Annotated in this window: 24 protein-coding genes and 1 riboswitch; of the genes, 11 read left to right on the forward strand and 13 right to left on the reverse strand. The window is 63.7% G+C overall.

What is annotated here, in order from left to right; all coding sequences use genetic code 11:
- Nucleotides 1–58: 58 nt before the first annotated feature.
- A riboswitch (SAM riboswitch) is annotated at nt 59–136 on the reverse strand.
- Nucleotides 137–271: 135 nt separating this feature from the next.
- Entirely contained in the window at nt 272–1381 is a 1110-nt protein-coding gene (gene hisC / locus ABVQ20_RS33045) for a histidinol-phosphate transaminase (protein ID WP_354463983.1), read from the forward strand.
- A 4-nt stretch (nt 1382–1385) separates the two neighbouring features.
- Nucleotides 1386–2321, forward strand: a complete 936-nt coding sequence (locus ABVQ20_RS33050; RefSeq protein ID WP_354463984.1) for a prephenate/arogenate dehydrogenase family protein — start codon at nt 1386–1388, stop codon at nt 2319–2321.
- On the opposite strand, the gene ABVQ20_RS33055 is transcribed toward ABVQ20_RS33050, so the two are convergent.
- Together ABVQ20_RS33055 and ABVQ20_RS33060 are read right to left on the reverse strand one after the other, a co-directional pair.
- The gene (locus ABVQ20_RS33055) at nt 2318–3250 is read right to left on the reverse strand and encodes a sugar kinase (protein ID WP_354463986.1); all 933 of its coding nucleotides are present in this window, start codon (nt 3248–3250) and stop codon (nt 2318–2320) included. The genes ABVQ20_RS33050 and ABVQ20_RS33055 overlap by 4 nt on opposite strands.
- 6 nt (nt 3251–3256) lie before the next feature.
- Nucleotides 3257–4255: a DUF2125 domain-containing protein gene (locus ABVQ20_RS33060; protein WP_354463987.1), complete on the reverse strand. Its 999-nt coding sequence runs from the start codon at nt 4253–4255 to the stop codon at nt 3257–3259.
- A 134-nt stretch (nt 4256–4389) separates the two neighbouring features.
- Here ABVQ20_RS33060 and ABVQ20_RS33065 point away from each other — a divergent pair, with 134 nt between their 5' ends.
- The 3 genes from ABVQ20_RS33065 to ABVQ20_RS33075 all read left to right on the forward strand — a co-directional run bounded on the left by ABVQ20_RS33065 (nt 4390) and on the right by ABVQ20_RS33075 (nt 6773).
- On the forward strand, nt 4390–4911 hold the full coding sequence (locus ABVQ20_RS33065) for a gamma-glutamylcyclotransferase (protein ID WP_354463988.1): 522 nt from the start codon (nt 4390–4392) through the stop codon (nt 4909–4911).
- A gap of 124 nt (nt 4912–5035) precedes the next feature.
- Nucleotides 5036–5983, forward strand: coding sequence for an aldo/keto reductase (locus tag ABVQ20_RS33070; RefSeq protein ID WP_354463990.1), 948 nt, complete (start codon nt 5036–5038; stop codon nt 5981–5983).
- 163 nt (nt 5984–6146) lie between these two features.
- Entirely contained in the window at nt 6147–6773 is a 627-nt protein-coding gene (locus ABVQ20_RS33075) for a LysE family translocator (RefSeq protein WP_354463992.1), read from the forward strand.
- A gap of 7 nt (nt 6774–6780) precedes the next feature.
- Here ABVQ20_RS33075 and ABVQ20_RS33080 read toward each other — a convergent pair whose 3' ends face one another.
- On the reverse strand, nt 6781–7575 hold the full coding sequence (locus tag ABVQ20_RS33080) for a lysophospholipid acyltransferase family protein (RefSeq protein ID WP_354463993.1): 795 nt from the start codon (nt 7573–7575) through the stop codon (nt 6781–6783).
- 150 nt (nt 7576–7725) lie between these two features.
- Nucleotides 7726–8625: a LysR family transcriptional regulator gene (locus ABVQ20_RS33085; RefSeq protein ID WP_354463995.1), complete on the reverse strand. Its 900-nt coding sequence runs from the start codon at nt 8623–8625 to the stop codon at nt 7726–7728.
- Nucleotides 8626–8738: 113 nt separating this feature from the next.
- Here ABVQ20_RS33085 and ABVQ20_RS33090 point away from each other — a divergent pair, with 113 nt between their 5' ends.
- Nucleotides 8739–9356, forward strand: a complete 618-nt coding sequence (locus ABVQ20_RS33090; RefSeq protein WP_354463997.1) for a pyridoxamine 5'-phosphate oxidase family protein — start codon at nt 8739–8741, stop codon at nt 9354–9356.
- Nucleotides 9357–9377: 21 nt separating this feature from the next.
- Here the strand turns inward: ABVQ20_RS33090 and ABVQ20_RS33095 are convergent, their stop codons facing one another.
- The 3 genes from ABVQ20_RS33095 to ftsE all read right to left on the reverse strand — a co-directional run bounded on the left by ABVQ20_RS33095 (nt 9378) and on the right by ftsE (nt 11831).
- The gene (locus ABVQ20_RS33095) at nt 9378–10100 is read right to left on the reverse strand and encodes a YdcF family protein (RefSeq protein WP_354463999.1); all 723 of its coding nucleotides are present in this window, start codon (nt 10098–10100) and stop codon (nt 9378–9380) included.
- Nucleotides 10101–10189: 89 nt separating this feature from the next.
- Complete coding sequence (locus tag ABVQ20_RS33100; protein WP_354464001.1) at nt 10190–11179, reverse strand: cell division protein FtsX; 990 nt, start codon at nt 11177–11179, stop codon at nt 10190–10192.
- On the reverse strand, nt 11172–11831 hold the full coding sequence (gene ftsE, locus ABVQ20_RS33105) for a cell division ATP-binding protein FtsE (protein WP_195178105.1): 660 nt from the start codon (nt 11829–11831) through the stop codon (nt 11172–11174). Before ftsE ends, ABVQ20_RS33100 begins: the two co-directional genes overlap by 8 nt.
- Before the next feature lie 191 nt (nt 11832–12022).
- Between ftsE and ABVQ20_RS33110 the strand changes: the two genes are divergently transcribed.
- The 3 genes from ABVQ20_RS33110 to ABVQ20_RS33120 all read left to right on the forward strand — a co-directional run bounded on the left by ABVQ20_RS33110 (nt 12023) and on the right by ABVQ20_RS33120 (nt 13826).
- The gene (locus ABVQ20_RS33110; protein ID WP_354464003.1) at nt 12023–12670 is read left to right on the forward strand and encodes a hypothetical protein; all 648 of its coding nucleotides are present in this window, start codon (nt 12023–12025) and stop codon (nt 12668–12670) included.
- Between the two features lie 178 nt (nt 12671–12848).
- Nucleotides 12849–13391, forward strand: coding sequence for a hypoxanthine phosphoribosyltransferase (gene hpt, locus ABVQ20_RS33115; RefSeq protein ID WP_354464005.1), 543 nt, complete (start codon nt 12849–12851; stop codon nt 13389–13391).
- Between the two features lie 63 nt (nt 13392–13454).
- Nucleotides 13455–13826 (forward strand): response regulator, encoded by a 372-nt coding sequence (locus ABVQ20_RS33120; RefSeq protein ID WP_354464006.1) that lies wholly within the window; start codon nt 13455–13457, stop codon nt 13824–13826.
- Between the two features lie 26 nt (nt 13827–13852).
- Here ABVQ20_RS33120 and ABVQ20_RS33125 read toward each other — a convergent pair whose 3' ends face one another.
- Nucleotides 13853–14803 carry a DMT family transporter gene (locus ABVQ20_RS33125; RefSeq protein WP_354464008.1) on the reverse strand — a complete coding sequence of 317 codons (951 nt, stop codon included), beginning with the start codon at nt 14801–14803 and terminating at the stop codon, nt 13853–13855.
- A gap of 223 nt (nt 14804–15026) precedes the next feature.
- Here ABVQ20_RS33125 and ABVQ20_RS33130 point away from each other — a divergent pair, with 223 nt between their 5' ends.
- Together ABVQ20_RS33130 and ABVQ20_RS33135 are read left to right on the forward strand one after the other, a co-directional pair.
- Nucleotides 15027–15884 carry a LysR substrate-binding domain-containing protein gene (locus ABVQ20_RS33130; RefSeq protein ID WP_354464010.1) on the forward strand — a complete coding sequence of 286 codons (858 nt, stop codon included), beginning with the start codon at nt 15027–15029 and terminating at the stop codon, nt 15882–15884.
- A gap of 121 nt (nt 15885–16005) precedes the next feature.
- Nucleotides 16006–16635, forward strand: coding sequence for a glutathione S-transferase family protein (locus ABVQ20_RS33135; protein WP_354464011.1), 630 nt, complete (start codon nt 16006–16008; stop codon nt 16633–16635).
- 103 nt (nt 16636–16738) lie between these two features.
- On the opposite strand, the gene ABVQ20_RS33140 is transcribed toward ABVQ20_RS33135, so the two are convergent.
- The 5 genes from ABVQ20_RS33140 to argH all read right to left on the reverse strand — a co-directional run bounded on the left by ABVQ20_RS33140 (nt 16739) and on the right by argH (nt 23378).
- Entirely contained in the window at nt 16739–19318 is a 2580-nt protein-coding gene (locus ABVQ20_RS33140; RefSeq protein WP_354464012.1) for a TIGR02302 family protein, read from the reverse strand.
- 116 nt (nt 19319–19434) lie between these two features.
- The gene (locus ABVQ20_RS33145; protein ID WP_354464014.1) at nt 19435–20376 is read right to left on the reverse strand and encodes a threonine/serine dehydratase; all 942 of its coding nucleotides are present in this window, start codon (nt 20374–20376) and stop codon (nt 19435–19437) included.
- Nucleotides 20377–20414: 38 nt separating this feature from the next.
- A complete protein-coding gene (gene lysA / locus ABVQ20_RS33150; protein WP_354464015.1) occupies nt 20415–21683 on the reverse strand; it encodes a diaminopimelate decarboxylase in 1269 nt (422 codons plus the stop codon).
- Between the two features lie 18 nt (nt 21684–21701).
- A complete protein-coding gene (lptM, locus tag ABVQ20_RS33155; protein WP_354464016.1) occupies nt 21702–21908 on the reverse strand; it encodes an LPS translocon maturation chaperone LptM in 207 nt (68 codons plus the stop codon).
- 69 nt (nt 21909–21977) lie between these two features.
- A complete protein-coding gene (argH, locus tag ABVQ20_RS33160; RefSeq protein WP_354464018.1) occupies nt 21978–23378 on the reverse strand; it encodes an argininosuccinate lyase in 1401 nt (466 codons plus the stop codon).
- Nucleotides 23379–23389 lie beyond the last annotated feature (11 nt).

Consider the following 23389-nt stretch of genomic DNA (forward strand, 5'->3'; position numbering starts at 1 on the left):
ATGCAGTGTCCGGCCGGCGCGGACAACAAAAAACCGGCATTGCCGTCGCAAAGCCGGTTACAGGATGCAAACGGCCCTTTAGCAAGTTGTTTAACGTGGCTGCAAGCCGACCGGCCAAATCACCACGGAATCTCATTGCCCTTCTAGAACTCGCCCGCCTTGCCGTCAATGCCGGGCCGCTGGCACCACTGCCACCTCTCGACATTGCGGGCCATGGCTTGTATTTCCGCTGCGGCTTCCAGTCGGAAGCGTTCTCGACGGATTTTGTAACATGAGCCAGACACCGGATCAGGCACGTCCAACGCCTCGCGCGGGAATCATGGATATCGAGGCCTATGTGCCCGGCAAGAGTGCCGCGCCGGCCGGCGTCGCCAAGGTCTTCAAGCTGTCGTCGAACGAGAATCCGCTCGGCCCCTCGCCGAAGGCGATCGAGGCCGCGCGCGAGATTGCCGGGAAGCTCGACATCTACCCGGACGGCACCGCCAGGCGGCTCCGCGAAGCGATAGCCGAAGTGCATGGCCTCAACGCGCAGAACATCATCTGCTCCAACGGTTCCGACGAGATCCTGGGCCTGCTGGCGCAGACCTATCTCGCGCCGGGCGACGAAGCTATCTTCACCGAACACGCCTTCATGGTCTACAAGATCTACGTCCAGTCGGCCGGTGCGAAGCCGGTCGCGGTCAAGGAGACCGACGAACGGGCCGACATAGACGCGATCCTGGCTGCTGTCACGCCACGCACAAAGATCGTGTTTCTCGCCAATCCCAACAATCCGACCGGCACCTATGTGCCGTTCCAGGAGGTGCGCCGCCTGCATGCCGGCCTGCCCAGGCATGTGCTGCTGGTACTGGACGCCGCCTATGCCGAATATGTCCGCCGCAACGACTATGAGGCCGGCATCGAGCTGGTCGGTGGCGCCGAGAACGTGGTGATGACGCGTACTTTCTCCAAGATCGGACTGGGCGGCGCGCGGATCGGCTGGATGTATGCGCCGATGCACATCGTCGACGCCATCAATCGCGTTCGCGGGCCTTTCAATGTCAATGCGACGGCGATCGAGGCCGGCATCGCAGCGATCCGCGACCGCGCCCATGTCGAACGCAGCGTGGCGCACAACGAGACCTGGCTGGCCTGGCTAAGCGAGGAACTGACGAAGCTTGGGCTGCGGGTGACTCCCAGCGTCGGCAATTTCATCCTCATTCATTTTCCCGATGACCAGAAGCATTCGGCAGCGTTGGCGGACGATTATCTGACCGCGCGCGGCTATATCTTGCGGCGCGTTTCCGGCTACGGCTTTCCCAACGCGCTGCGCATGACCGTCGGCACCGAAGAGGCCAATCGCGGCGTTGTCACCGCTCTCACGACATTCCTGAAAAGCTAGAAAAATGACATCACCGATGTTTGAAAAGATAGCTCTGGTCGGCATCGGCCTGATCGGCTCGTCGCTGGCGCGGGTCATCCGCCGCGAGGGCCTTGCCCGTCATGTCGCCATTTCCACGCGCAGTGCCGCGACGCTGGCGCGGGCGGAAGAACTCGGGCTGGGTGATTCCTACACCACGGATGCAAGGGAAGCGGTAGTTGATGCCGACCTGATCATCGTCTCGGTACCGGTCGGATCGTCTGGCGCGGTGGCTGAGGAAATCGCACCGGCGCTGAAGCCCGGCGCCATTCTCACCGATGTTGGCTCGACCAAGGCGTCGGTTATCGCGCAGATGCAGCCGTATGTGCCTGCCGGTGTGCATTTCATCCCGGGGCATCCGCTGGCGGGTACGGAAAAATCAGGCCCTGACGCCGGCTTCGCCGATCTTTTCGACAATCGCTGGTGCATCTTCACGCCGCTGCCCGGCACCGATCCGGAAGCGCTCGAACGGCTGTCGGAGTTCTGGCGCCGCTGCGGCTCCAACATCGACACGATGGACCCCCAGCACCACGACATGACGCTGGCCATCGTCTCGCACCTGCCGCATATCATCGCCTACAATATCGTCGGCACGGCTGACGATCTGGAGTCGGTGACCAAGTCCGAAGTCATCAAATACTCGGCTTCCGGTTTCCGTGACTTCACCCGTCTCGCTGCCTCGGATCCGACGATGTGGCGCGACGTCTGCCTGCACAACAAGGACGCCATCCTCGAAATGCTGGCGCGGTTCTCGGAAGACCTGGCTTCGCTGCAGCGGGCGATCCGCTGGGGCGACGGCGAGAAGCTGTTCGACCTGTTCACGCGCACCCGTGCGATACGCCGGTCGATCATCGATGCGGGCCAGGACATCGACGTCCCCGATTTCGGCCGCCAGGCGGTCGAACACCCAGCCAAGAGCTAGGCCTGTCCAGCAGGCCAATGCGCGTCGACCATCGCCAGCGTCTCGGCCCTGTCCGGTGCGCCCAGCCTGCCGCCGAAACGCAGGCATTTGAGCGCGGCGGCGGCGCTGGCGAAACGCAATGCCTGCTCGACCGGCATGGCTTCCGCCAGCCCGACGGCAAAGGCGCCGTGAAACACGTCACCGGCTGCCAGCGTGTCCACGGCCTTGATCCGTGGCGCCGCTACATGGCGGGATGAGCCTGCCGTCCGATCAAACCACCAGGTTCCTGCCGAGCCGCCAGTGACCGCGACGAAGGCGTCGGTGCGGGACGCCAGGTCGGTGCAGGTAGTCTCCAGATCCAGTGCCTGACCGCAGATGATGCGGGCGGCCGGTTCGGAGGCGACGATGTGGGAAGCCAGCGGCAACAGCCGCTCCAGCACCGCGAGTGGCGCGGTATCGGCATCGAGGATCGCCGGCCGACTGATGGCGTGCGCCGCCTTCAAGGCAAGTGCCGCCGCACCCGGCCAACGGACGTCGACCAGTACCGCATCGAACGCCGTGAGATCGGCGGCCGGCAACGCTTCGGGGTCGGCCTGGGCCCGGCTGTCGTAGAAGGGCACGATGATGCGCTCGCCATGGGCGTCGACCAGGATCGAGGCCAGTGCCGAACGGGCGCCACTGACGCGCCGGACGAAACCGCAGTCGACACCCTCCGCCTCGATCCCGGCGATCAGCTGATCGCCGACCGAATCGTCACCCGCGCTTGCCCAGAGCGATACCTGAGCACCCAGCCGGCGCGCGGCGCATGCCGCGCTCGTGGCCATGCCGGAGGCGATCTGGACGCCGTCTGACGCGATGAATTTCCCCTGATGCGTGGGAAGCTGGTCCACCCGAAGGATGGTGTCGAGCGTCAGGGCGCCGACGCTGAGGAGCTTGACCGGCTTCTTCATGGCCGCCTACTGGACCGGCTTGATCCTGCCCAACGGGATGAAGCCGATCGAAGCCTTGCTCTTGACGATCTTCAGCGGCAATGACGGCTCGTTGCCGAGCATTGCCAACCCGGCAAAGCCTTGCTCGATCTGGCTCTTCTGCTCGGGAATGGCAGTGCCGAGGATCGCCGCCACGGCCTTGGGATCCTTGAGCCAGATCGTCAGGTCGGCGTCGATCAGGCCTTCGGCGTCCACCGACACCGTCCCGGCAACAGAGATGTGCGCCGTCCCCGATGACAAGCCGAGCTGGGCGATGTAGATCGACTGGCCGCGAAGGCTCTTCGCCTCGGTTTCGAGCAGGGTCAGGCCGTTCTTCAGCGTCACGTCGCCACTGCCGTCGAGTGCCGGCAGCACGCGTCCGCCAATTGCGTTGGCGTCGATCTCCAGGTCGGTGAAACTTCCCACATAGTTGACGTCCGTTCCGTTCGGACGCAGCTGTCCCGTTGCCGTGCGTGCGTAGAACAGCTCGACCGGGTCGGTGTCATCCGTCGGGTCGGTCTGGCCAGACAGGCCATTGGCCTCCAGCGTGATGTGCCGGGGCAAGGGCCAGGACAGTTTTGCCTTTGCCTGCAGGGTCTCCCAGTCGATCCACAGCGGCAGCATTCCCGGGATGGAGGTTCTCAGCGGCCCGCGCAGGTCGGCGACGGGTGACAGGGGTTGGGTGATCTGCGCGACGGCACTGAAGGTGCCGGCGGAGGCCGCGATGTTCCTAGCGTCGTCCTGATAGCCAAGGGTGTCGCAGGAAATGACGAAGCTGAGCGGGTAACCACTCACCGCGAGATTGCTGCACCCCGCCACGATGCCCTGGCTCTTCAGTGTCTCGACCGCCGTGTCGGCTTCGCTCTGGACCTTGTTCGCCAGATAGAACCACCCGGCGCTGTAGATGGCGAACAGCACGACAATGAAGGCGACGAGCCACCAGAGGCGGCGGCTGCGGTTCGGCTGAAGCTCGTCACTTGACGTCATGCTGCGGCTCTCGTTAACGCATGGGGTGTTGTCGACGAGGGAGACTCGTTTCCAACGACAATAGGTAGGGACGGACTTAAAAAACACCGGCTTCGGTGCGGTGCCATCACTCTTTTGCATTCAGGCTCGGCGATATGGGCGATTTTTGGGTTTTTGGCTACGGCTCGCTGATATGGCGGCCGGGTTTCGCGCATGTCGAGACGCAGCGGGCGCGCCTGCATGGCTATCGCCGGTCGCTCTGCGTCTACTCCTTCGTGCATCGCGGCACGCGCGAGCGGCCGGGCCTGGTGCTCGGCCTCGACCGTGGCGGTTCCTGCGTCGGGCTGGCATTCCGCGTCCCCGGCGATCTGCGCGACGAGGTCATTGCCTATCTGCGCGATCGCGAGCTGGTCACCAGCGTCTATCTCGAGCGCACGCTCAAGGTTCGCCTCGACAACGGTGCGATGGTCGAGGCCGTGGCCTACATTGTCGACCGCGACCATGAGCAATATGCCGGCGGGCTCGATGCAGCTCATGCGGCATCCGTCGTGCGCGGCGCTGTCGGCCAGTCCGGAAACAACGAGGACTACGTGCTCAGCACGCTGAAACACCTTGAAGCGCTGGGCATTCGCGACCATTGGCTGGAGGAGGTGGCTGGACGGATGACACCAGCCTGAGGCTTGTGCCAGCCGGCCGGAAAAGACAACCAGCCCTTTGACCTCGCCGCTTCAGGACCTAGGTTAGTGCGAGCCTCAAAATCAGCGGGCGCCCGCGCCCATCAATTCATCATGGAGATCCGTCTTGCAAAAACGCCGCCTCGGTCGCACCGACCTTTCCATCGCGCCGCTGGTCCTGGGCGGCAACGTCTTCGGCTGGACCGCCGACGAAGCAACTTCCTTCGATCTGCTCGACCGCTTTGCCGAAGCCGGCCTCAATGCCATCGACACGGCGGATGTCTATTCGCGCTGGGCTCCCGGCAACAAGGGCGGCGAATCGGAAGATATCATCGGCAAATGGATGAAGAGCCGCGGCAACCGCGACAAGATCGTGGTCATCACCAAGGTCGGCTCGGACATGGGACAAGGCAAGAAGGATCTTTCCGCCGCCTATATCGAGAAGGCCGTCGACGCATCGCTGAAGCGGCTGCAGATCGATGCCATCGACCTCTATCTGTCGCATTGGCCGGATCCGGCCACACCCTACGAGGAGACGCTCGGCGCCTATGAGAAGCTGCTGGCCAAGGGCAAGATCCGCTATGCGGGCTGCTCCAACCTCGATGCCAGCCAGTTGCGCGCCGCGCTCAACGTGGCAAGCCTGCGCAGCCTGCCGCGTTACGAGGTGCTGCAGCCGGAATACAATCTCTACGACCGCTCGTCCTTCGACGGACCGCTGCGCGACCTGTGCATCGCCGAGGATATCGGCGTCATCACCTATTTCAGCCTGGCCAAGGGGTTTCTCAGCGGCAAATATCGCGGCAAGGCCGATCTTGGCCAGAGCGAGCGCGGCGAAGACGTCGCCAGCTACCTGAACGATCGCGGCATGCGCATCCTGGCCGCCCTTGACGCGGTATCCGCGAGGCATTCGGCCAAACCGGCCGAAGTGGCGCTTGCCTGGGTGATCGCACGTCCGGGCGTCACCGCGCCGATCGCCAGCGCCACCAAGCCCTCGCAGATGGACAGCCTGATCAAGGCGGTTTCGCTGAAGCTTAGCACGGACGATATCGCGGCGCTCGACAAGGCAAGCACCTAACCGCTGTCTGAAGCCGGCTGCCCGCAGAGCGCCATCCAGGCAAGCAGCCACCCCCGCATTGAAGTCCGCCGGTCGACCCGGCGGACTTTTCGCACGATCGTCCAAGACCGTCCGCCGGCCTCGCGATACCGTCATCCGCATGGGCAAGGCAGGGTGATCCAAGATGGCCGGGCAGACGCTTTCCGATCCGGAAACATGGCGGCAGTTGCTCGGGCTCGTGCTTATGGCCACGGTTGTCATGGGCAGCCCGGGACCGGCGACGATCAGCGTCACCGCCGTTGGCGCTGCGTTCGGTCTGAGCGGTTCGCTCGCATACACTTCGGGGATCGTTCTTGGCACGATCGCCGTGCTGCTGGTCGTGGCCATGGGGCTCTTGGCGATGGTTGCCTCCGTGCCTGCGCTCACACCGGTACTGGCCGTCGCATCCGGTGCCTATATTCTCTACCTGGCGTTCAAGATCGCGACGGCGCCGCCCCTGGCCGCCTATCCCGACCAAGCCGCGCGGCCGACATTCCTGGGCGGGTTCCTTTTGGCCATCGCCAATCCCAAGGCCTATGTGGCGATTGCCGCGGTATTTGCCGGCGCTTCGTCGGTGTCCGGCGCCGGCGAGCTCGGCGTCGGGTTCAAGCTGGCGGTCCTCGCGCTGATGATCGTCGTTATCCATGCCGTCTGGCTTCTCGCGGGGGCGGCGTTCGCACGCTTCCTGCGCCAGCCGGTGGCATCGCGGATCATCAATCTTGTCTTTGCCGCAGCGCTGGTTCTGACCACCGCGCTGGCCATGTTTTCCTGAATTCGTGTCAGGCCTTGGCGGCGCCGCCCAATTCGCGCAGCCGCTTCACGGCCGATGGCGGCATGGCCGGTGGGTTTGGCGCCCGGGCGGCCTCGATCAGGAACTGGTCGCAGGCGGCTTCCGTGTCGCCGATCAGCCGCGCCATGAATTCGTCCTTGCTCAAGCCGGGCGGGATCGGCGGCAGGAAGCGTGCCTTGATCGTGCCGGGATAGCGTAGGAACTTTCTGCGCGGCCAATACAGGCCTGCGACATGGGCGACAGGCACCACCGGAACGCCGAGCTGCGTATAGATTTCGACAATGCCGTATTTGTAGGCCGGCTCGTCGCCCGGTGCGCGCCTTGTGCCTTCCGGGTAGATGATGAGCTGGCGGGGATTGCGCGCCATCTCCGCCTTGGTCGCGGCGACAACCGCCTTCAGCGCCTTGGAGCGGCTGCCCCGGTCGACTGGGATCATGCGCATCTTCATGATGTACCAGCCGAAGAACGGGATCCAGGTCAGCTCCCGCTTCAGGATGTAGAGCGGGTCCTTGAGGAATGGAAAAAAAGCGATCGCGTCCCAGAAGGATTGATGCTTCGGAGCCAGGATGAAAGAGCCCTCGGGAAGGTTTTCCTGGCCGGTGATCTCGCTTTTCGTGCCGGCGACCTTGTCGTAGAGCCACATGCAGGTGCGCGACCAGAATTTCGGCACGAACCATGCCCGGTCGCGAGGCGACAGGAAATAATAGGGGGTCCAGACGATCATCTGGACGATCAAGTTGACGTAGAAAACGAAGTTGAACGCCAGCGAGCGGATGTAGAGCATGTGGGGGGTCCGGTGAGGGAAGTGTGCGTTGGTTACACCAAGCGCGGGCAAAAAGGAAACGCCGCGATTGGCAGGAAGTCGGCCAAACGAGCGGCGGGCCGGATGCACTCCACGAGCGGCCAAGGCAAGATGCGCTCGGGCCGGCCCGCTTCACCAGCTTGAGTTCATCAGCCTCTCCCTTATTCGCGGCGCGGCGAAGTCGAGGAATGCCCGCAGTTTCACCGGCAGCAGGCCATGGCCGGCATGGACGAGGCTGACAGGCCAAGGCTCCGGCTCGAATGCCTGCAGCACGGGGCGGAGCGTGCCTGAGCGAACGGCCTCGGCAATCTGGTAGGAAAGCACCCTTGTCATGCCCACCCCGGCGATCGCGGCATCCATGGCTGCCTCGGCGGTGTTGACCCGAAGCCGTGAGTGGACGGGAACAGCGAATTCGGCCTTGCCGTTGCCGAAGCTCCAGGTGGCCAAGGCCCCTTCAAATGTGATGCAGCGGTGCGCTGCAAGGTCTTCGGGAGACTCTGGCGTGCCGTGTTCGGCCAGATAGGCAGGGCTCGCGCAAACGACGTGACGGATCGAACCAATGCGGATGGCGACCATGTTGGAATCGGGGAGTTGGCCGATGCGGACGGCGAGATCGATGTGTTCATCGATCAACTGCGTTATCCGGTCCGTCAGCGTCAGGCGAACGTCCACCTCGGGATAGACAGCGAGGAAGGCGATGATGACCGGCAGCACATGCAGCCGGCCAAAGACGATCGGCGCGGTTATGATCAACTCGCCGGTCGGAGTGTTGTATTCACCGGCGGCCGTGCGCTCGGCCTCGCCGACATCATCGAGGATGCGGCGGCAGGCGGCCAGATAGGCGTGTCCCGCATCGGTCAGCGACAGCCGCCGCGCCGAGCGATTGAGCAGGCGCGTTTTCAGGTGCGCCTCGAGTTCGGAAATCTTTCGACTGATCGTCGCCAGGGGAATGCCCAGTCGGCGGCCTGCCGCGGAGAGGCTGCCGGCCTCCGCCGCGGCGGCGAACAGGGACATGGATTCGAGACGGTCCATAAATCTTCCGAGAAATGGAAGGATAGGTTGCAGATATGCCATCTGCATTTGAAATGTGGAAGGCCTATATCTGTTACGTGGTCATAGCGGCCCGGCCTCGGAGGGAGCGTTCCATGAATGCCCATGCTTTCACCAGCGACGTTGCCTTCACGCCGACAGTCAAGGCGATCCAGGCCCGCAAGGGCTCGCGCCAGTCTTACGCCCGCGTAGAGGAGCGTGGTGGCTGGCAGTCCGTGATCACGCCCGATCTCGCCGCCTTCATCGAAGCGCAGACCAGCGTTTTCCTGTCGACGGCCAATGGTGCTGGTCAGCCCTATATCCAGCATCGCGGCGGGCCTGCCGGTTTTCTCAAGGTGCTCGACGAACACACGATCGGTTTTGCGGATTTTTCCGGCAACAGGCAGTTCATCACCCAGGGCAATCTGCAGGACAATCCGAGGGCATTCCTGTTCCTGATCGACTATGCTCACCGCCAGCGCATCAAGATCTGGGGCACGGCGCGCATTGTCGAGGACGATGGCGAGTTGATGGCGAAGCTGATGCCGGGGGATTACAGGGCGCGGCCCGAGCAGGTCATCCTGTTCACCGTCGCCGCGTGGGACGCCAATTGCCCGCAGCACATTCCGCAGCGCTTCGAAGCAGCAGATGTGGCCGCCGCGCTGGCCGAGCGGGACAAGCGCATCGAACGCCTCGAGCAGGAGATAGTGCGCTTGAGGGAAGCCCAGGCGTGATGGCCAGGGAGTGAACGGACCTCATCCGCCGGCCGAGGTGTCGGCCAGTGCGATACCATCGGGCGTCGGCTTTACCGGCACGATGCCGCGCGCCAGCGCCAGCAGGTATTTGTTGTATTCGGTGAACAGCACGCGCAACGCTTCCGGCTTGGTCAGCCAGCCGCCATTGTCGAGGTTGGTATTGACCACCGGATAGGGTTCGAGCTTGGCGTTGTGCAGCAGCCGTCCCATCTCCAGCAGGCTGCGCGGCATGTGATAGTTGTTGGTGACGAGGATCACCGTGCCATAGGCATGGCTCTCGACCCATTTGGCGCTTTCCTCGGCATTGCCGATCGTGTCGAGCGCGGCGCGGTCGATGTCGACGCAGCAGGAGAACAGGTGCTTGTCGCCACCAATCGCGGCCTGAAGCTGCCGGCGGCTGGCGGAAGGATGCACGCCGCTGATCAAAAGCCGCTCGCCCTTGCCGGACGCCAGAAGATCCATCGCGGCATCGAGGCGCGACTGGCCGCCGGTCAGCACGATGATCGCGTCGGCCTTCGCGGGATTGGTGGGCGTGGTGAGATGGCTGACCTTGTTTGCGAACCAGCCGAAACCGCCGGCAAACAGCACGACAAAGGCAAGCAGAACGAAGGAACACACGCGCAGCGCGGCGGTCAAACGACCCGGCTTGCGGTGCGCATGGGAACGCGCAACCAGCACTGGCGTGCATCCAGCCGTATTGGTCGAATCCCGCGCGTCCATCATGCCATGGTTAATCCCGAAATATGGCCTTTGGTAGCAGAAAAGCGCACTTTGCGTTACGGCGGTTCTTCATCTGTGATCGATCCTGACCTTTAGCCGGCGTCCGGTTGGCGGACATCGATGTCGCTGAGATAGGCGACAACAGTGGCATGGGAGGTTGCGGCGGTGAGCGCGCCGATGACCAGCACCATGAGGACGACACCGAAATAGCCTGCCGAGCCTATGGCGAAGTTGCCAAACAGGGCAGTCGCCTGGTCGGCTTGCGGCGTGGCCATGTTGCGTGACGACCACCACGAGAAGACGATGAAGACCGCGACGGCTGCTGCTCCGCCCGCCGCCGCGCCTTTCATGCCGGTGACCAGAAAATGCCGGCGGAACTCGCGCGCGATGAAGCGCGCCTCAGCGCCGACGAAATGCAGCACTTCGATGATGTGTCCGTTGCCGGCCATGGCGCCGCGCGTTGCAAAGACCACCGTCAGCACCGTCGCCGAAAGCATCAGCGCCAGCACGGCGATGCCGATGGTGACGGTGGTGCGGGCCATGGCGACCAGGCGGTCGACCCAGGTGCGGTGATCGTCCAGCGATGCGCTCGGCAGCTTGGGCGTGATCGCCGCGCGCATTGCGGCGAAATCGGGTGGGCTGTTTTCGTCGATGGTGACTATGATGAGACGCGGCACCGGCAGGTCGTCGATGTTGAGACCCGAACCCAGCCATGGTTCCAGCAGCCGCGCCGTCGCCTCGCGGTCGATGATCTTGGTGCCTTTCACGCCCGGAAACTCGCCGGCGATCTGCGATGCCTGGACAAGGGCCGCCTCCATGTCGAGGCCGTCGACCGGCTTGATCTGGATGGTCGCCTCGCGCGAGATTTGGTTCTCCCAGACCGAGGCGGTGTCACGCACGAGCGTCACCGCGCCAAAGGTGAGGCACGACAGGAAGGTCATGATGGCAATGACCAGCACCAGCGCCCGACCGGCAATGTTCTGCGCCGGCACGATCGGCGCCATCTTGCGCTGGGCGCGCGGCTTCGCCACGGCCTCCTCGGCGTCGTGGTCTTCAATATGTTCAGCGGATAGATCAGTCATAGATATCCAGCCTTCCGCCGGCCAGGATCAGGCGCCGTGCATCGACCTGTTCCATCAGGCCGAGATCATGGGTGGCGATCACCACCGCCGTGCCCAGCCGGTTGAGCTCGATGAACAGCCGCAGCAGGCGTCGCGCCAGCGGCGGATCGACATTGCCGGTCGGCTCGTCGGCAAGCAGGATCTCCGGCTGCTCGATCAGCGCACGGGCGATCGCGGCGCGCTGCTTTTCACCACCCGAGAGCACGGGCGGCAGCACGTGCATGCGCTCGCCGAGGCCAACCCATTTCAACAGCTCCGTCACGTCGGTGCGGTAGCTCGCCTCCTCGCGCCCGCGCACGCGCAGCGGCAGCGCCACATTTTCATAAGTGGTCATGTGGTCAAGCAGCCGAAAGTCCTGGAACACCACGCCGATGCGCCGTCTCAGATGCGGCAGTTCGGTGCGCGAGATGCGCGAGCGGTCCTTGCCGAAGATGGTGATCAGCCCGCGCGTTGGCTTCAGCGACATGAACAGCAGGCGCAGCAACGTCGTCTTGCCGGCGCCTGACGGTCCGCTCAGGAACTGGAAGGAGCGCTCCGGAATATGCAGGGAAATGTCGCGGAGGATTTCCGGACCCATGCCATAGCGGAGGCCGACATTTTCGAAGCGGATCAATTTCGACGACCTGAAACTTGCGGCGGCGCTTCGCCAGCCCATTGTGTGAGACGACCATCGGCCGGCATGGTTAACCGTTGGTTAATTGCTGGGCATTTTAGACTGATCACAGGAGCTCCGGTGGGGAAGCGTTAACCATTTGCGTTTACGAAAAAGAAACGAAAAGCGATACGTGCTGCAGTACTGGGGCCATGATGGCTGAGGATCGAACCGCGCGCCCGGTTTTCGGCGAAATCATGACCGATCCGGCAGCAATTCCCGCGCCGGAACGCATCATGCGTGGTTCGGCGCCCGACGTCGTCGATGCCGATTATGAGATCCTGCCTCGCCTAGGCTCCCGAACGGACGCTGCGGCCCCGCTGCCGCGCGTCATTGCCACGCCGTCGATCGAGGGCATGGACATGCTGCGCAAGCCCGAAACCGCCGCGGAACGCCCGCCGGCATCGCGCGGCGGACCGATCTTCTGGATTGCCGGCGTTGGCGCGGCACTGGCGGCATTCTGGATCTCTGGCGGCCACGCGCTGCTGCGCCAGGTGCCTTTCCTTGCCGTGCAGGACTCGGGGCGCGCATTCAGCATCTCAGGCGTGACGTCGCGCGTCGACGCGTCGGGTGAAAAGCCCGTGCTCTTCGTTGATGGAGAAGCCGCCAATGACGGGAGCGCGTCGACACCGCTGCCGTCCTTGGAGATCCGGGTTACCGGCAATGACGGGCTCACAACCCGATATACGTTGGGGACATCCAGCCGGCCGCTGGCCGCCGGCGAAAGATTTGGCTTTGCCAGCCGGCTCGAGGTGCCTAGAAACGGCGTGAAGACCGTGTCGGTCACCTTCGCCGAGTAGGGTGCATTGATATTCGGGTGATGCCGGCCTGCAAATGGCGGCTTCCCGCGCTTCCGGTGTGCACGTACGAAAAGTACGCTCCGCTCCGGTTCTCGGAAGCCGACATTTTTGACTCGGCCTGGCCCGAATCTCAATACACCCTTGGGCGTCATGGGCGAGCACCTTGAAAGGGCGAGAAATGCCAGTTGTACGTGGGAAGGACATCGAAGTCCTGTTTTCGGCCTCCGCCATCGCGCGGCGCAATCTCGAACTCGCCAAGGAAATCGCCGAGCACGACTACCACGACCTGCTGGTGATTTCGGTGCTGAAGGGGTCGTTCATCTTCGCCGCCGATCTCATCCGCGCCATGCATGATGTCGGCCTGTCCCCGGAGGTCGAGTTCATCTTCATCTCCAGCTATGGCGCCGGCACCAGCAGCGGCGAGGTGCGGGTGTTGCGCGATATCGACAATGAGGTCGCCGGCCGCGATGTGCTGCTGATCGACGACATCCTCGAATCAGGCAAGACGTTGACCTTCACCCGCGACCTGATGCTGTCGCGCGGCGCCAAGAGCTGCGCTATCGCCGTGCTGCTCGACAAGCGCATGCGCCGCCAGACGGAACTCAATGCCGACTATGTCGGCTTCGATTGCCCCGATTATTTCGTCGTCGGCTATGGCATGGATGTCGCCCACGCCTTTCGTGAACTGCCGTTTGTGGGCATCGTCAAGGGCGACGTTTAATTTCTCTGCAAGGCTGTTTGCGGTTCAGGAAAAGTCAACTTTTCGCCGCCAAATATGCCGTCCATGGCAAAGCTCCTGATTGTTGAGGACGATGAGTCCGTCCGTACCCTCGCAGCCCGCGCGCTCGAACGCGCCGGGCATATGATCGACATTGCCGCCGATGGGGCGCAGGGTCTGTCGATGATCCAGGCGGCACAAGGCCGCTACGATCTCGTCGTCTCCGACATCCGCATGCCGGAAATGGATGGCATCGAGATGGCCATTGCCGCCGCCGCCCAGTTTCCAGCGATGAAGATCATGCTGATGACCGGTTATGCCGACCAGCGTGAGCGCGCCGAGGAACTCGACGGCATCATTCTCGATGTCGTGCAGAAACCCTTCACGCTGGCTGAAATCCGCTCGCGGGTCGAACGGGCGCTCGTTTGCCTGGTCTGATTCCAGCCTGTCTGGTCTGACTTTCGTCAGGCCGGATCGTATCTGGCCGTGATTGCTGGCCCCGCGACAGGGCGTCTGCTGAGGTTCAGCGCCAACAGGCCAGCCCCAATGATCAAGGCCGCGCCAATCACTGTCGTCAATCGCGGCACCTCGGCGAAAAACAGGAAGCCCCACAAGGGTGACCACAGGATACCGGTATACTCGAAGGTGGCGACGCGGTTGGCGGGCGCCAGCCGATAGGCCTGCGACAACAGGATCATGCCGGCCGAGGCGATGAAGCCACAGGATGCCATCTTCAGGAAATCCGATGTTGTCGGCCAAAGCCATGGTCGCACCAGGAATTCGATGCTTGGATGAACTGCATGGGTTATGCCGGCCAGATGAAATGCGCCGGCGACCACGGCCGCGCCAACGAGATAGGCGCCGTTCTGGTAGAACGCCATGACGGTTGATGATTCGGTGTCGCCGATCTTGCGCGCCATCAGTTGTGAAAAGCCGTAGAGGGCGGCAGAGCCCAGCGACAGCAGGGCCGCCCAGTCGAACAGCCCGGCGCCCGGGCGCAACATCACGAGAACGCCGACCAGTCCGAGCAGCACTGTGGCCAGTGTCTGCCAGGACACGCGTTCCCCCAGATAAGGCCCGGCCAGCGCCATGATGAAAAGCGGCGCCATGAAATAGAGCGCCACCGCGTCGGCCAGGGGCAGGGCGGCGATCGCCAGATAGTAGATGGTGTAGGAGGCGAACTGGGTGAAGGCGCGCATCGTCAACATGGCAAAGCGCTTCGAGGCGATTGCCCGCAGTCCAACGTCGGCGTGGACGAGAAAAATGAGGATCGGCAGAGCGACGACAGAGCGGATCGCCATAACCTCCGTCACCGGATAGGTGCTGGAAACGGCTTTCACCAATGGGTCCTGCAGCGAAAAGACCAGCACGCCAAGGCAGAGGCTCAGCATACCGAGCACGATCCGGTTCTGCATGGGCGTTTCTGGTCTCCGTGTGCGGCCGTGGCCAATGTGGATGCGGTTAAAAAGAACCCGCCACCGTTTCGGGCAGCGGGCACGAGTGAGGACTCTTCAGATTGGTCCGCAGCCGGTTTCGCGGCCGCATATCCAATGGGTAGCCTGACTATCGTCTGGCGTTTGACATGTTGCAAACGAATTGGAATGATGCCAGCAATCAAATTCTCTTATGATGAGCGCCATGAAACCCAACCTCGACAGCGACCTTCTGCGCACCTTCGTCGCGGTAGCGGACACCGGCAATTTCACCAAGGCGGCGGAACGGGCGGGTCGTACGCAGTCGGCCGTCTCGATGCAGATGAAGAAGCTCGAGGAGATGGTCGGCAACAGCCTGTTCGAACGCGGCTCGCGCGGCGTGGCGCTGACGCGGCGCGGCGGCGAACTGATCGGCAACGCCAGGCGCATCGTTTCCCTGCTTGACGAAACAGCGGCGTCGATGGCCGCGCCGCCGCTTGGCGGGCCGGTGCGCATCGGCATTCCGGAGGAATATGGCCACGCGATCCTGTCACGCGCGCTCGGCGCCTTTTCCAAGCGCCATGCCAAGGTCGAAGTCACCGTCCGTTACGCGCATTCGGGCGCACAAATAGCAGCGCTTGCCGCCGACGAGCTCGATCTGGCTGTTGTCTTCGAATGGCAGGACCGTTCCGGCGGCGAGGTGCTGATGCGCGACCCGACCGTGTGGGTGACGTCCAACCTGCACCAGATGCATGAGGAGCGCCCGGTGCCGATCGCGCTCTACAACCGCGCCGGCTGGTGCCAGGACTTCGCCATAAAATCGCTGGAGCAGCGCGGCCTCGCCTATCGTGTCGCCTATACCAGCGACACCAATGGTGGCTTGCGGCTCGCCGTCACCTCCGGGCTGGCGATCGCGCCGATCTCGCGCAGCAACATTCCGGCCGACTGCCGCGAGTTGACGGCTGCCGACGGGTTTGGCGACATCGATGCCTCGAATGTCGTGATGCACCGCAACCCGAACGCTTCCGGCGAGGCGATCGACGGCATGGAAGAAGCGATCCGCGAGGCGTTCGTCAACCGGTAGCGGTCCAGCTCGAATTGGAGTGCTGCTGTATCGGAAAGCCGATCCCTGTCGCCAAGGCTCCTGACACAAAGCTGTCAGCAGCAGTTCGATAGAGGTGGCATTCAACGGGAGGACAAACGAGATGATCACCTTCTACCACGCGCCATGGTCGCGCGCTTCCAGTGTCCACTGGCTGCTGGAGGAACTGGGCGTGCCGTTCGAATTCTCGCCGGTGAATATCCGAGCCCAGGGAGGCGTCCCCGAGGCCTATCGGTCAATCCAGCCAAACAAGAAAGTGCCGGCCATCGATCATGATGGCACGGTCGTCACCGAGCGGGCCGCGATCACCATCTACCTCGCCGATACCTTTTCCGGTGCCGGACTTGCGCCGGCGCTGGGCGACAGCGCGCGTGCGCGGTACCTGACATGGTTGGTCTATTGTGATTCCGTCCTCGACCCGGTGGTGGCGGCAAAGGCCCACGGCATCGAGTTCATGGGGCCGCGTTATTCCTACGGCTCGTTCTCCGAAATGGTCGCCAATCTGGAGAAGGCGTTGTCGGCCCAACCCTATATCGTTGGCGATCGCTTTACCGCCGCCGACACGCAAATCGGTAGCGGCATTCACTACGCGACCAATGTCTTGCGGGTGTTGCCGGAGAATCCGGTATTCACAGCCTATCTCGATCGCCTCGCCGCCCGTCCGGCATTCCAGCGCTATTCGCGCAGGGAATATGAGAAGGCGCAGGCGGCTGGCATGGTCGGCAGCCACTGAGCTTCAGCGCGCCGAATCTAGTTTGGCGTCACGACTCCGGCCAGCACATTGCCGTGCCCAATCAATCAGTCGTCTGAGCGATGCCGCACTGCCGGTATAACAACTATTTCAGCTCCAGCAGGCGCTCGAGATAGCTGCGCTCGATGTCGGGGCTCAGCGCGTTGCCAAGCCGCTTGCGGATGGCCTCCAGGATCTGGCGGGCACGCTGCACGTCGATCTCGTCGGGCACCTTGACCGAGCTTCCGTCATCGGGTCCTTCGGTGGCGCGTGGCCGGCCGAGCGGGTCACGGTCGGCATTCTGCTGGCGGCCGCCCGGCTCACTGCCACCCTGGTCGCCTTGTATGGCCTGCAGCTGCTTCATCATGTCCTTGGCGCCCTTGCGCAGCGCTTCCAGCGCCCGGCCCTGATCGCCGACGGCGCGGTCGCCTTCGCCGTCGCCAAGCGCCTGCTCGGCATCGCCCATGGATTTGCCGGCTTCGCCAAAGCCTGGGCTGGGCTCCAGCCCCATGCCTTCGAGCCCCTTCTTCAGCTGATCGAGGTCTTTCTGCAGCTGGCCCTGGCCTTCCTGCAGCTGCTTCATCGCGTCGGCGAATTCCTGCGGCGTCATCGGCTTCGGCCGGCCGAGCGGATCGCGGTCGTCACCCGGTCCCGGCTTGCCCTGGTCGCCCGGCTGCGGCTGTCCGTTTTCATCGGTCTGCTGGTCGCCGCGCCGCATCTGATCCATGCGGAAGGTCTCGTTCATCATCTCCTGCTGGCGCCGCATGATGTCGCCCAGCTTGTCCATCTTCTGCTTCATCTCGCCGTCCTGCTGGCCACCACCCTTCTGGTCGCGTCCGGCCTGGAGATTGTTCATCATATCCTGCAGTTGCGAAAGCAGCTGCTGCGCCTTGTCGCGATCGCCTGATTTCGCCAGGTTCTCGATCTGGTCCATCATGCGGTTGACGTCGCTCTGGCGCAGTTCCTGGCCATTCTGCTGCATCTGCGGCGCATTGGGATTCTGCTTGGCGCGTTCCGCGAACTCCTGCAGGAACTGGTTCATCGCCTCGCGCAGCTCCTTCATCGCCTTTTCGATGTCCTGGTCGCTGGCGCCGTTCTTGATGGCGTCCTGCAGGGCCTGCTGTGCCTGGCGCAACCGCTTTTCGGCGGCCGAGAGATTGCCCTCCTCGATGCCGAGGGCGATTTCCCACAGATAGGCTACCTCGTTGCGCAACTGATCGTCATTTTGAGCGAGCTTCAGCCGGCTGCGGGCGCTCATGATCGCAAGGTAATGCGACATGTTGCTGAACGTGTCCTCTGGCCGCAGCGTGATTGCGTCCATCAGGTCGAGCACGCGGCCCTTGGCGTTGGCGTCGAGCGCCAGCATGCGTCGCTGCTCGATCAGCGCTCGCGCCAGCGGATTGGAGAAGGGCCGCTCCGGCATGACCAGCGTCTTGGTTTCGCTTGTCGCCTTGTGCCCGGCGTCATCGGTCGCGGTCAGCGTCAGCTTGATGCTGGCGCCGGCCCAGACGTGCTCGGTCAGGTCCTTGGTCGTCTTGGCGGCGTTGGTCTTGCCGCCGCGCCGTGGCAGCGCCAGCGGCATTTCGGGGGCGCCATAGAGCGGATGCGCATTCGGCGCCTGCGGATCGGCCAGCGCGAAAACAGCAGTGGCGGAGGCCGCGCCGTAATCATCGTCGATCTGGTAGTTCAGTTCGAAGGTGCCATTGGCGGCGCGCTTGGGCTCGCCGACGAAGCGGATTTGCGGCGGCTTGTCGGGGATGACAGCGAAAGCCCAGCGGCCAATTTCGTCCTCGCCCGATTTCAGCGTCAGCGTGCCGTCGTTGGTCAGCTTGCCGCTGAATTGCCGAACCGGCGAGGGCGTTGCCGACGCCGGCTTGGCCCCAGCGGCAGCCTGGACGCCGGTCGGGTCGATAGCGCGGGCAGTGCCTCCCTTGTCGGCATAGGCAAGCGTTTCCTCGCCCGAACCGCCGGTGACGCGCAGCGACACGTCGCTGCCTTCGGGAACGCTGAACGTGGCCGTCGCCTGGTTGGCATCTGCAGTGAGGAAGATCGGCGGCTTGCCGGTATAGGCGGGCGGCGTCACCCAGGCGTCGATGCGCGGCGGCACGGTATCCGCCACGCCATGCTCATTGAAGCCGTCGGCGATCTTGCCGCCGGTTGGCCCGAAGGAAAAGGCAAAGGCGGTGACGAGCAAAAGTGCAGCCACGGCACGCAAGCCCCATGGATCGCGCTCGGGCACGCGGGCGCGTGGCATGTCGGCACCGAGGCTGCCGAGCTGGTCGGCCATGCGCCTCTGGTGCTCGCGCCAGAGCGCTTGCGAAAAGCTGGTTTCGCTGCCGCTCGGCCGGTCGGTCTGCACCAGCACAGGGCTGTGCCGCAGATCATTGGCGGCCTCGATGCGACGATCGACCTCGGCGGCGGTGGGCATGCGGAAGAAGCGCAGCGGATAGAGTGCGGCAAGGGCGGCGATGCCGAAGGCGGCGACAAGACCGATGCGTGCCATGTCCGGCAGCCGGTGGAAGATGCCGAGCCACGAAGCGCTGATGAACAGGCTGGTGACGATGACGAGAGGAAGCAGCAACGGCCAGCCGCGCTCGACCACAATCGCGGCGCGGGTCGCCAGCCGGCTCAGGGCAAGGCGTCCGGCCAGGCGTTTGTCGCTGCTGAGGGTGGGTCGTTCTGTCATCGGCCCTTTCATGGGGCGGGCAGGATACCCCGCGCCTCACGACTCAAAGAATACCAGCAAACACGGCAAAGGCGAGGCAGTTCGAAAAAACGCGAGGTCAACGCGAGGCGTTGTAGTCAGAACGTGGCGGGGTTTGCGTTGGCGCCGCAGACCAGCACGGCGACACGCTCGCCGGGTTCCGGCGCGTAACGGCCGGACAGGATCGCTGCGAAAGCGGCCGCGCCGCCCGGCTCGGAGATGATCCGCACCCTGTTCCACAGGGCCTTCTGCGCCGCGATGATGTCGTCGTCGCTGACCAGGATGGAGCGCTCGACAAAGGCTTCGGCGATCGGGAACATCATCTCGCCGACGCGCTTTGGCGCCAGCGAATCGGCGGCGATCCCTTCCGTGGGCGCGTCGACGGGATGACCGGCCTCGAAGGCGCGATAAAGTGTCGGTGCGCCCTCGGGCTCGACGGCGATGATGCGGATGCGGCCGGCGAACCAGGCGGCGATACCGCCGATCAGGCCGCCACCGCCGACAGCGACCAGGAGCGTGTCGATATCCGGCAGGTCGGCTTCGATCTCAAGGCCGAGCGTGCCTTGCCCGACCAGCGTTTCCTCCTGGTTGAAGGCATGGATCTGCAGGGCGCCGGATTTCTCGGCGAAAGCCTCGCTGGCGGCGAGCGCCTCGGCATAGCGGGCGCCACCGACGACCAGCTCGGCGCCATAGCTGCGAATCCGTTCCAGCTTGGCCGCGGGGCTCACTTCCGGAACGAAGATCGTCGCCTTGTGGCCGAGCCGCATGGCCGCATAGGCGACCGCCGCGCCATGATTGCCGCCCGATGCCGCGACGACGCCGGCCTTGGGGACCGGCCGCTCGAGAAGATTGGTGAAGGCGCCACGCGCCTTGAACGAGCCGGAATGCTGCAGGCATTCAAGCTTCAGATCCAAGGCCATCGGCGGACGATCGAAATCCATCATGTCGACCCGCAACACCGGCGTGTGGCGCACATAGGGACGAATGCGCGGTTCCATCGCGGCAATGCGTTCGCGTGTGATCATGTTTCCGTCTGCCATGGTTGCTCCCTTTAGCCGACAGGTCCGATTGCGCGAGACTATGCAAGCCAGTCGGGCATGGAATCCAATCCGATCAGGTCGTCATAGGTCTGGCGCGGGCGCACAACGTGGAAGCGGTCGCCGTCGACCAGCACTTCAGGCACCAGCAGGCGCGTGTTGTAGGTGCCAGCCTGCACCGCACCGTAGGCGCCGGCGGTGGACACGGCAATCAGGTCGCCGGACTTCAGCCTGGGCAGGTCGCGATCGAGGCCGAGATAGTCTCCGGTCTCGCAGACCGGGCCGACGACATCGACCATCATGCGCGGCGTTTCGGCCGGCGGCTGCACCACCGGCTTGATGTCGTGAAAGGCGTCATAGAGCGTCGGCCGGATCAGGTCGTTCATGGCGGCATCGACGACGAGGAAATTCTTGGCGTCGCCCTCCTTCACGAAGATCACCTCGGAGACGAGGATACCGGCATTGCCGACGATCAGCCGGCCTGGCTCGAACATCACCTTCAGCCCAAGCTTGGTGACATGCTTCCTGACGATCTGGGCATAGGCATCGGGCAGGGGAGGCGGGTTGTTGTCGACGCGGTAGGGAATGCCCAGGCCGCCGCCGAGATCGACATGGTCGATGGCATGCCCGTCGCCACGCAGCGCGCCGACCAGATCCACCAGCAGGGCGAAGGCATCGTCGAAGGGCTGCAGCTCGGTGATCTGGCTGCCGATATGGGTGTCGATGCCGGTGACCTTGATGCCCGGAAGTTGTGCAGCACGGGCATAGACCTGCCGCGCCTTCTGCCAGGGAATGCCGAACTTGTTCTCGGCCTTGCCAGTGGAGATCTTCTTGTGGGTCTTCGCATCGACATCCGGATTGATACGCAGCGAGATCGGCGCCACCTTGCCCAACGCCATGGCTCGGGCCGACAGCAGTTCGAGTTCGGGTTCCGACTCGACATTGAAGCAGAGGATGCCGGCGGTGAGGGCAAAATCCATTTCACGCGCGGTCTTGCCGACGCCCGAAAACAGGATCTTGCCGGCAGGAATGCCGGCGGCCAGCGCGCGGCGCAATTCGCCTTCCGACACCACGTCGGCGCCGGCGCCGAGCTTTGCCAGCGTCCTCAGCACCGCCTGGTTGGAATTGGCCTTCATGGCATAGCAGACCAGCGCATCGAGCCCGGCAAAAGCCTGGGCGAAGACGCGGAAATGCCTGGTCAGGGTCGCCGTCGAATAACAATAGAAGGGCGTGCCGACGCTGGCCGCGATATCGGGGATGGCCACGTCCTCGGCATGCAGCACGCCGTCGCGGTAGTCGAAATGGTTCACGAGAATGGTTCCGGAAATCTAGATCAACGGGTCGAGAATGAACTTCTTGTCCTCGACCGGTTTTGCCGGCTCCGGCGGCACGGGCTGCTTGGCCCTCTCGGCATCCTTGCGGGCCTGCACGGCTGCCTCGTAGGGCGTGTCGAGCCCGCCCTTCCTGCCGCAGGCCGTCACGGCGGCCATCGCTGCCAGAAGCGTCAGCGTCATCAAAATCCTGCTTCCGGTCATCGATCCATCCGTCCGAAACTATTGTCCGCCGCCGCTTTTAGCCGAGTTTTCGGTGTATTGCACCCTAGCTCAAGCCTTCGCTAGCCGCTTTTTCCAATAGCGTATCTGCCTGCGCACTTCCGATGGCGCGGTGCCGCCGAAGCTTGTGCGGCTCTTCACCGAATTCTGCACCGCGAGCACCGAGAATATGTCCGAGGTGATGCCGGGATGAATGGATTGCATATCCTCGAGCGACAGCTTGTCCAGCGCCACCTTCTTCTGCTCGGCCAGCGCCACGGCGCGGCCGGTGACATGGTGCGCCTCGCGAAACGGCAGGCCAAGCGTGCGCACCAGCCAGTCGGCAAGGTCGGTCGCCGTCGAATAGCCGGAGCCGGCGGCCTTCTTCATCGCGGTTGCGTTCACCGTCATGTCGGAGACCATGCCGGTCATCGCCGCCAGCATCAGGTCTAGCGTCTCGGCGGCGTCGAACACCGATTCCTTGTCCTCCTGCATGTCCTTGCCATAGGTCAGGGGCATGCCCTTCATCACGGTCAGCAGGCCGACCAGATGGCCGTTGACGCGCCCGGTCTTGCCGCGCACCAGTTCGGCGGCGTCCGGGTTCTTCTTCTGCGGCATGATCGACGAGCCGGTGGAGAAGCTGTCCGACAGCCTGATGAAGCCGAATTGCGGCGTCGACCAGATGATGATTTCCTCGGCCAGCCGCGACAGATGCGTCGCGCAGATCGCCGCCATGGCCAGGAATTCCAGCGCGAAATCGCGGTCCGAAACGCCGTCGAGGGAATTGCGCATCGGCTCGCGGAAGCCGAGTGCCTTCGCGGTTGCGTGCCGGTCGATGGGGAAGCTGGTGCCGGCAAGGGCCGCCGAACCGAGCGGGCTTTCGTCCATGCGTTCGATGGCGTCGCGGACGCGCGACAGGTCGCGGCCGAACATCTCGACATAGGCCATGCAATGATGGCCGAAGGTCACCGGCTGCGCGGTTTGCATATGGGTGAAGCCGGGCATTACGGTTGCCGCGTGCTCTTCGGCGCGTTCCAGGAATGCCGCGATCAGACCTTTCAGCGCCTCGGCGACGCGAAAGCACTCGTCCTTGACCCAGAGCCTGAGGTCGACGGCGACCTGGTCGTTGCGCGAGCGGGCGGTGTGCAGCCGTCCGGCGGCCGGGCCGATCAGCTCGGCGAGGCGGGCCTCGACATTCATGTGAATGTCTTCCAGCCGGGTCGAGAACTCGAACGTGCCGGCTTCGATCTCCTTCAGGATCGTGTTCAGCCCTTCAGCGATTTTTTCTTGATCGGCCGCCAAAATAATGCCGGCTTGCGCCAACATCTCGCTATGGGCGATCGAGCCGCGAATGTCTTGTGCGTAGAGTTTGCGGTCGAACGAGATCGACGCGTTGATGGCTTCCATGATCGCGGTCGGACCCGAGGCAAAACGTCCGCCCCACATCTGGTTGCTGGCCTTCTTGTCGTTCATCGCTATAAAAC

Source organism: Mesorhizobium shangrilense (genome assembly GCF_040537815.1).
GTDB lineage: Bacteria > Pseudomonadota > Alphaproteobacteria > Rhizobiales > Rhizobiaceae > Mesorhizobium > Mesorhizobium shangrilense.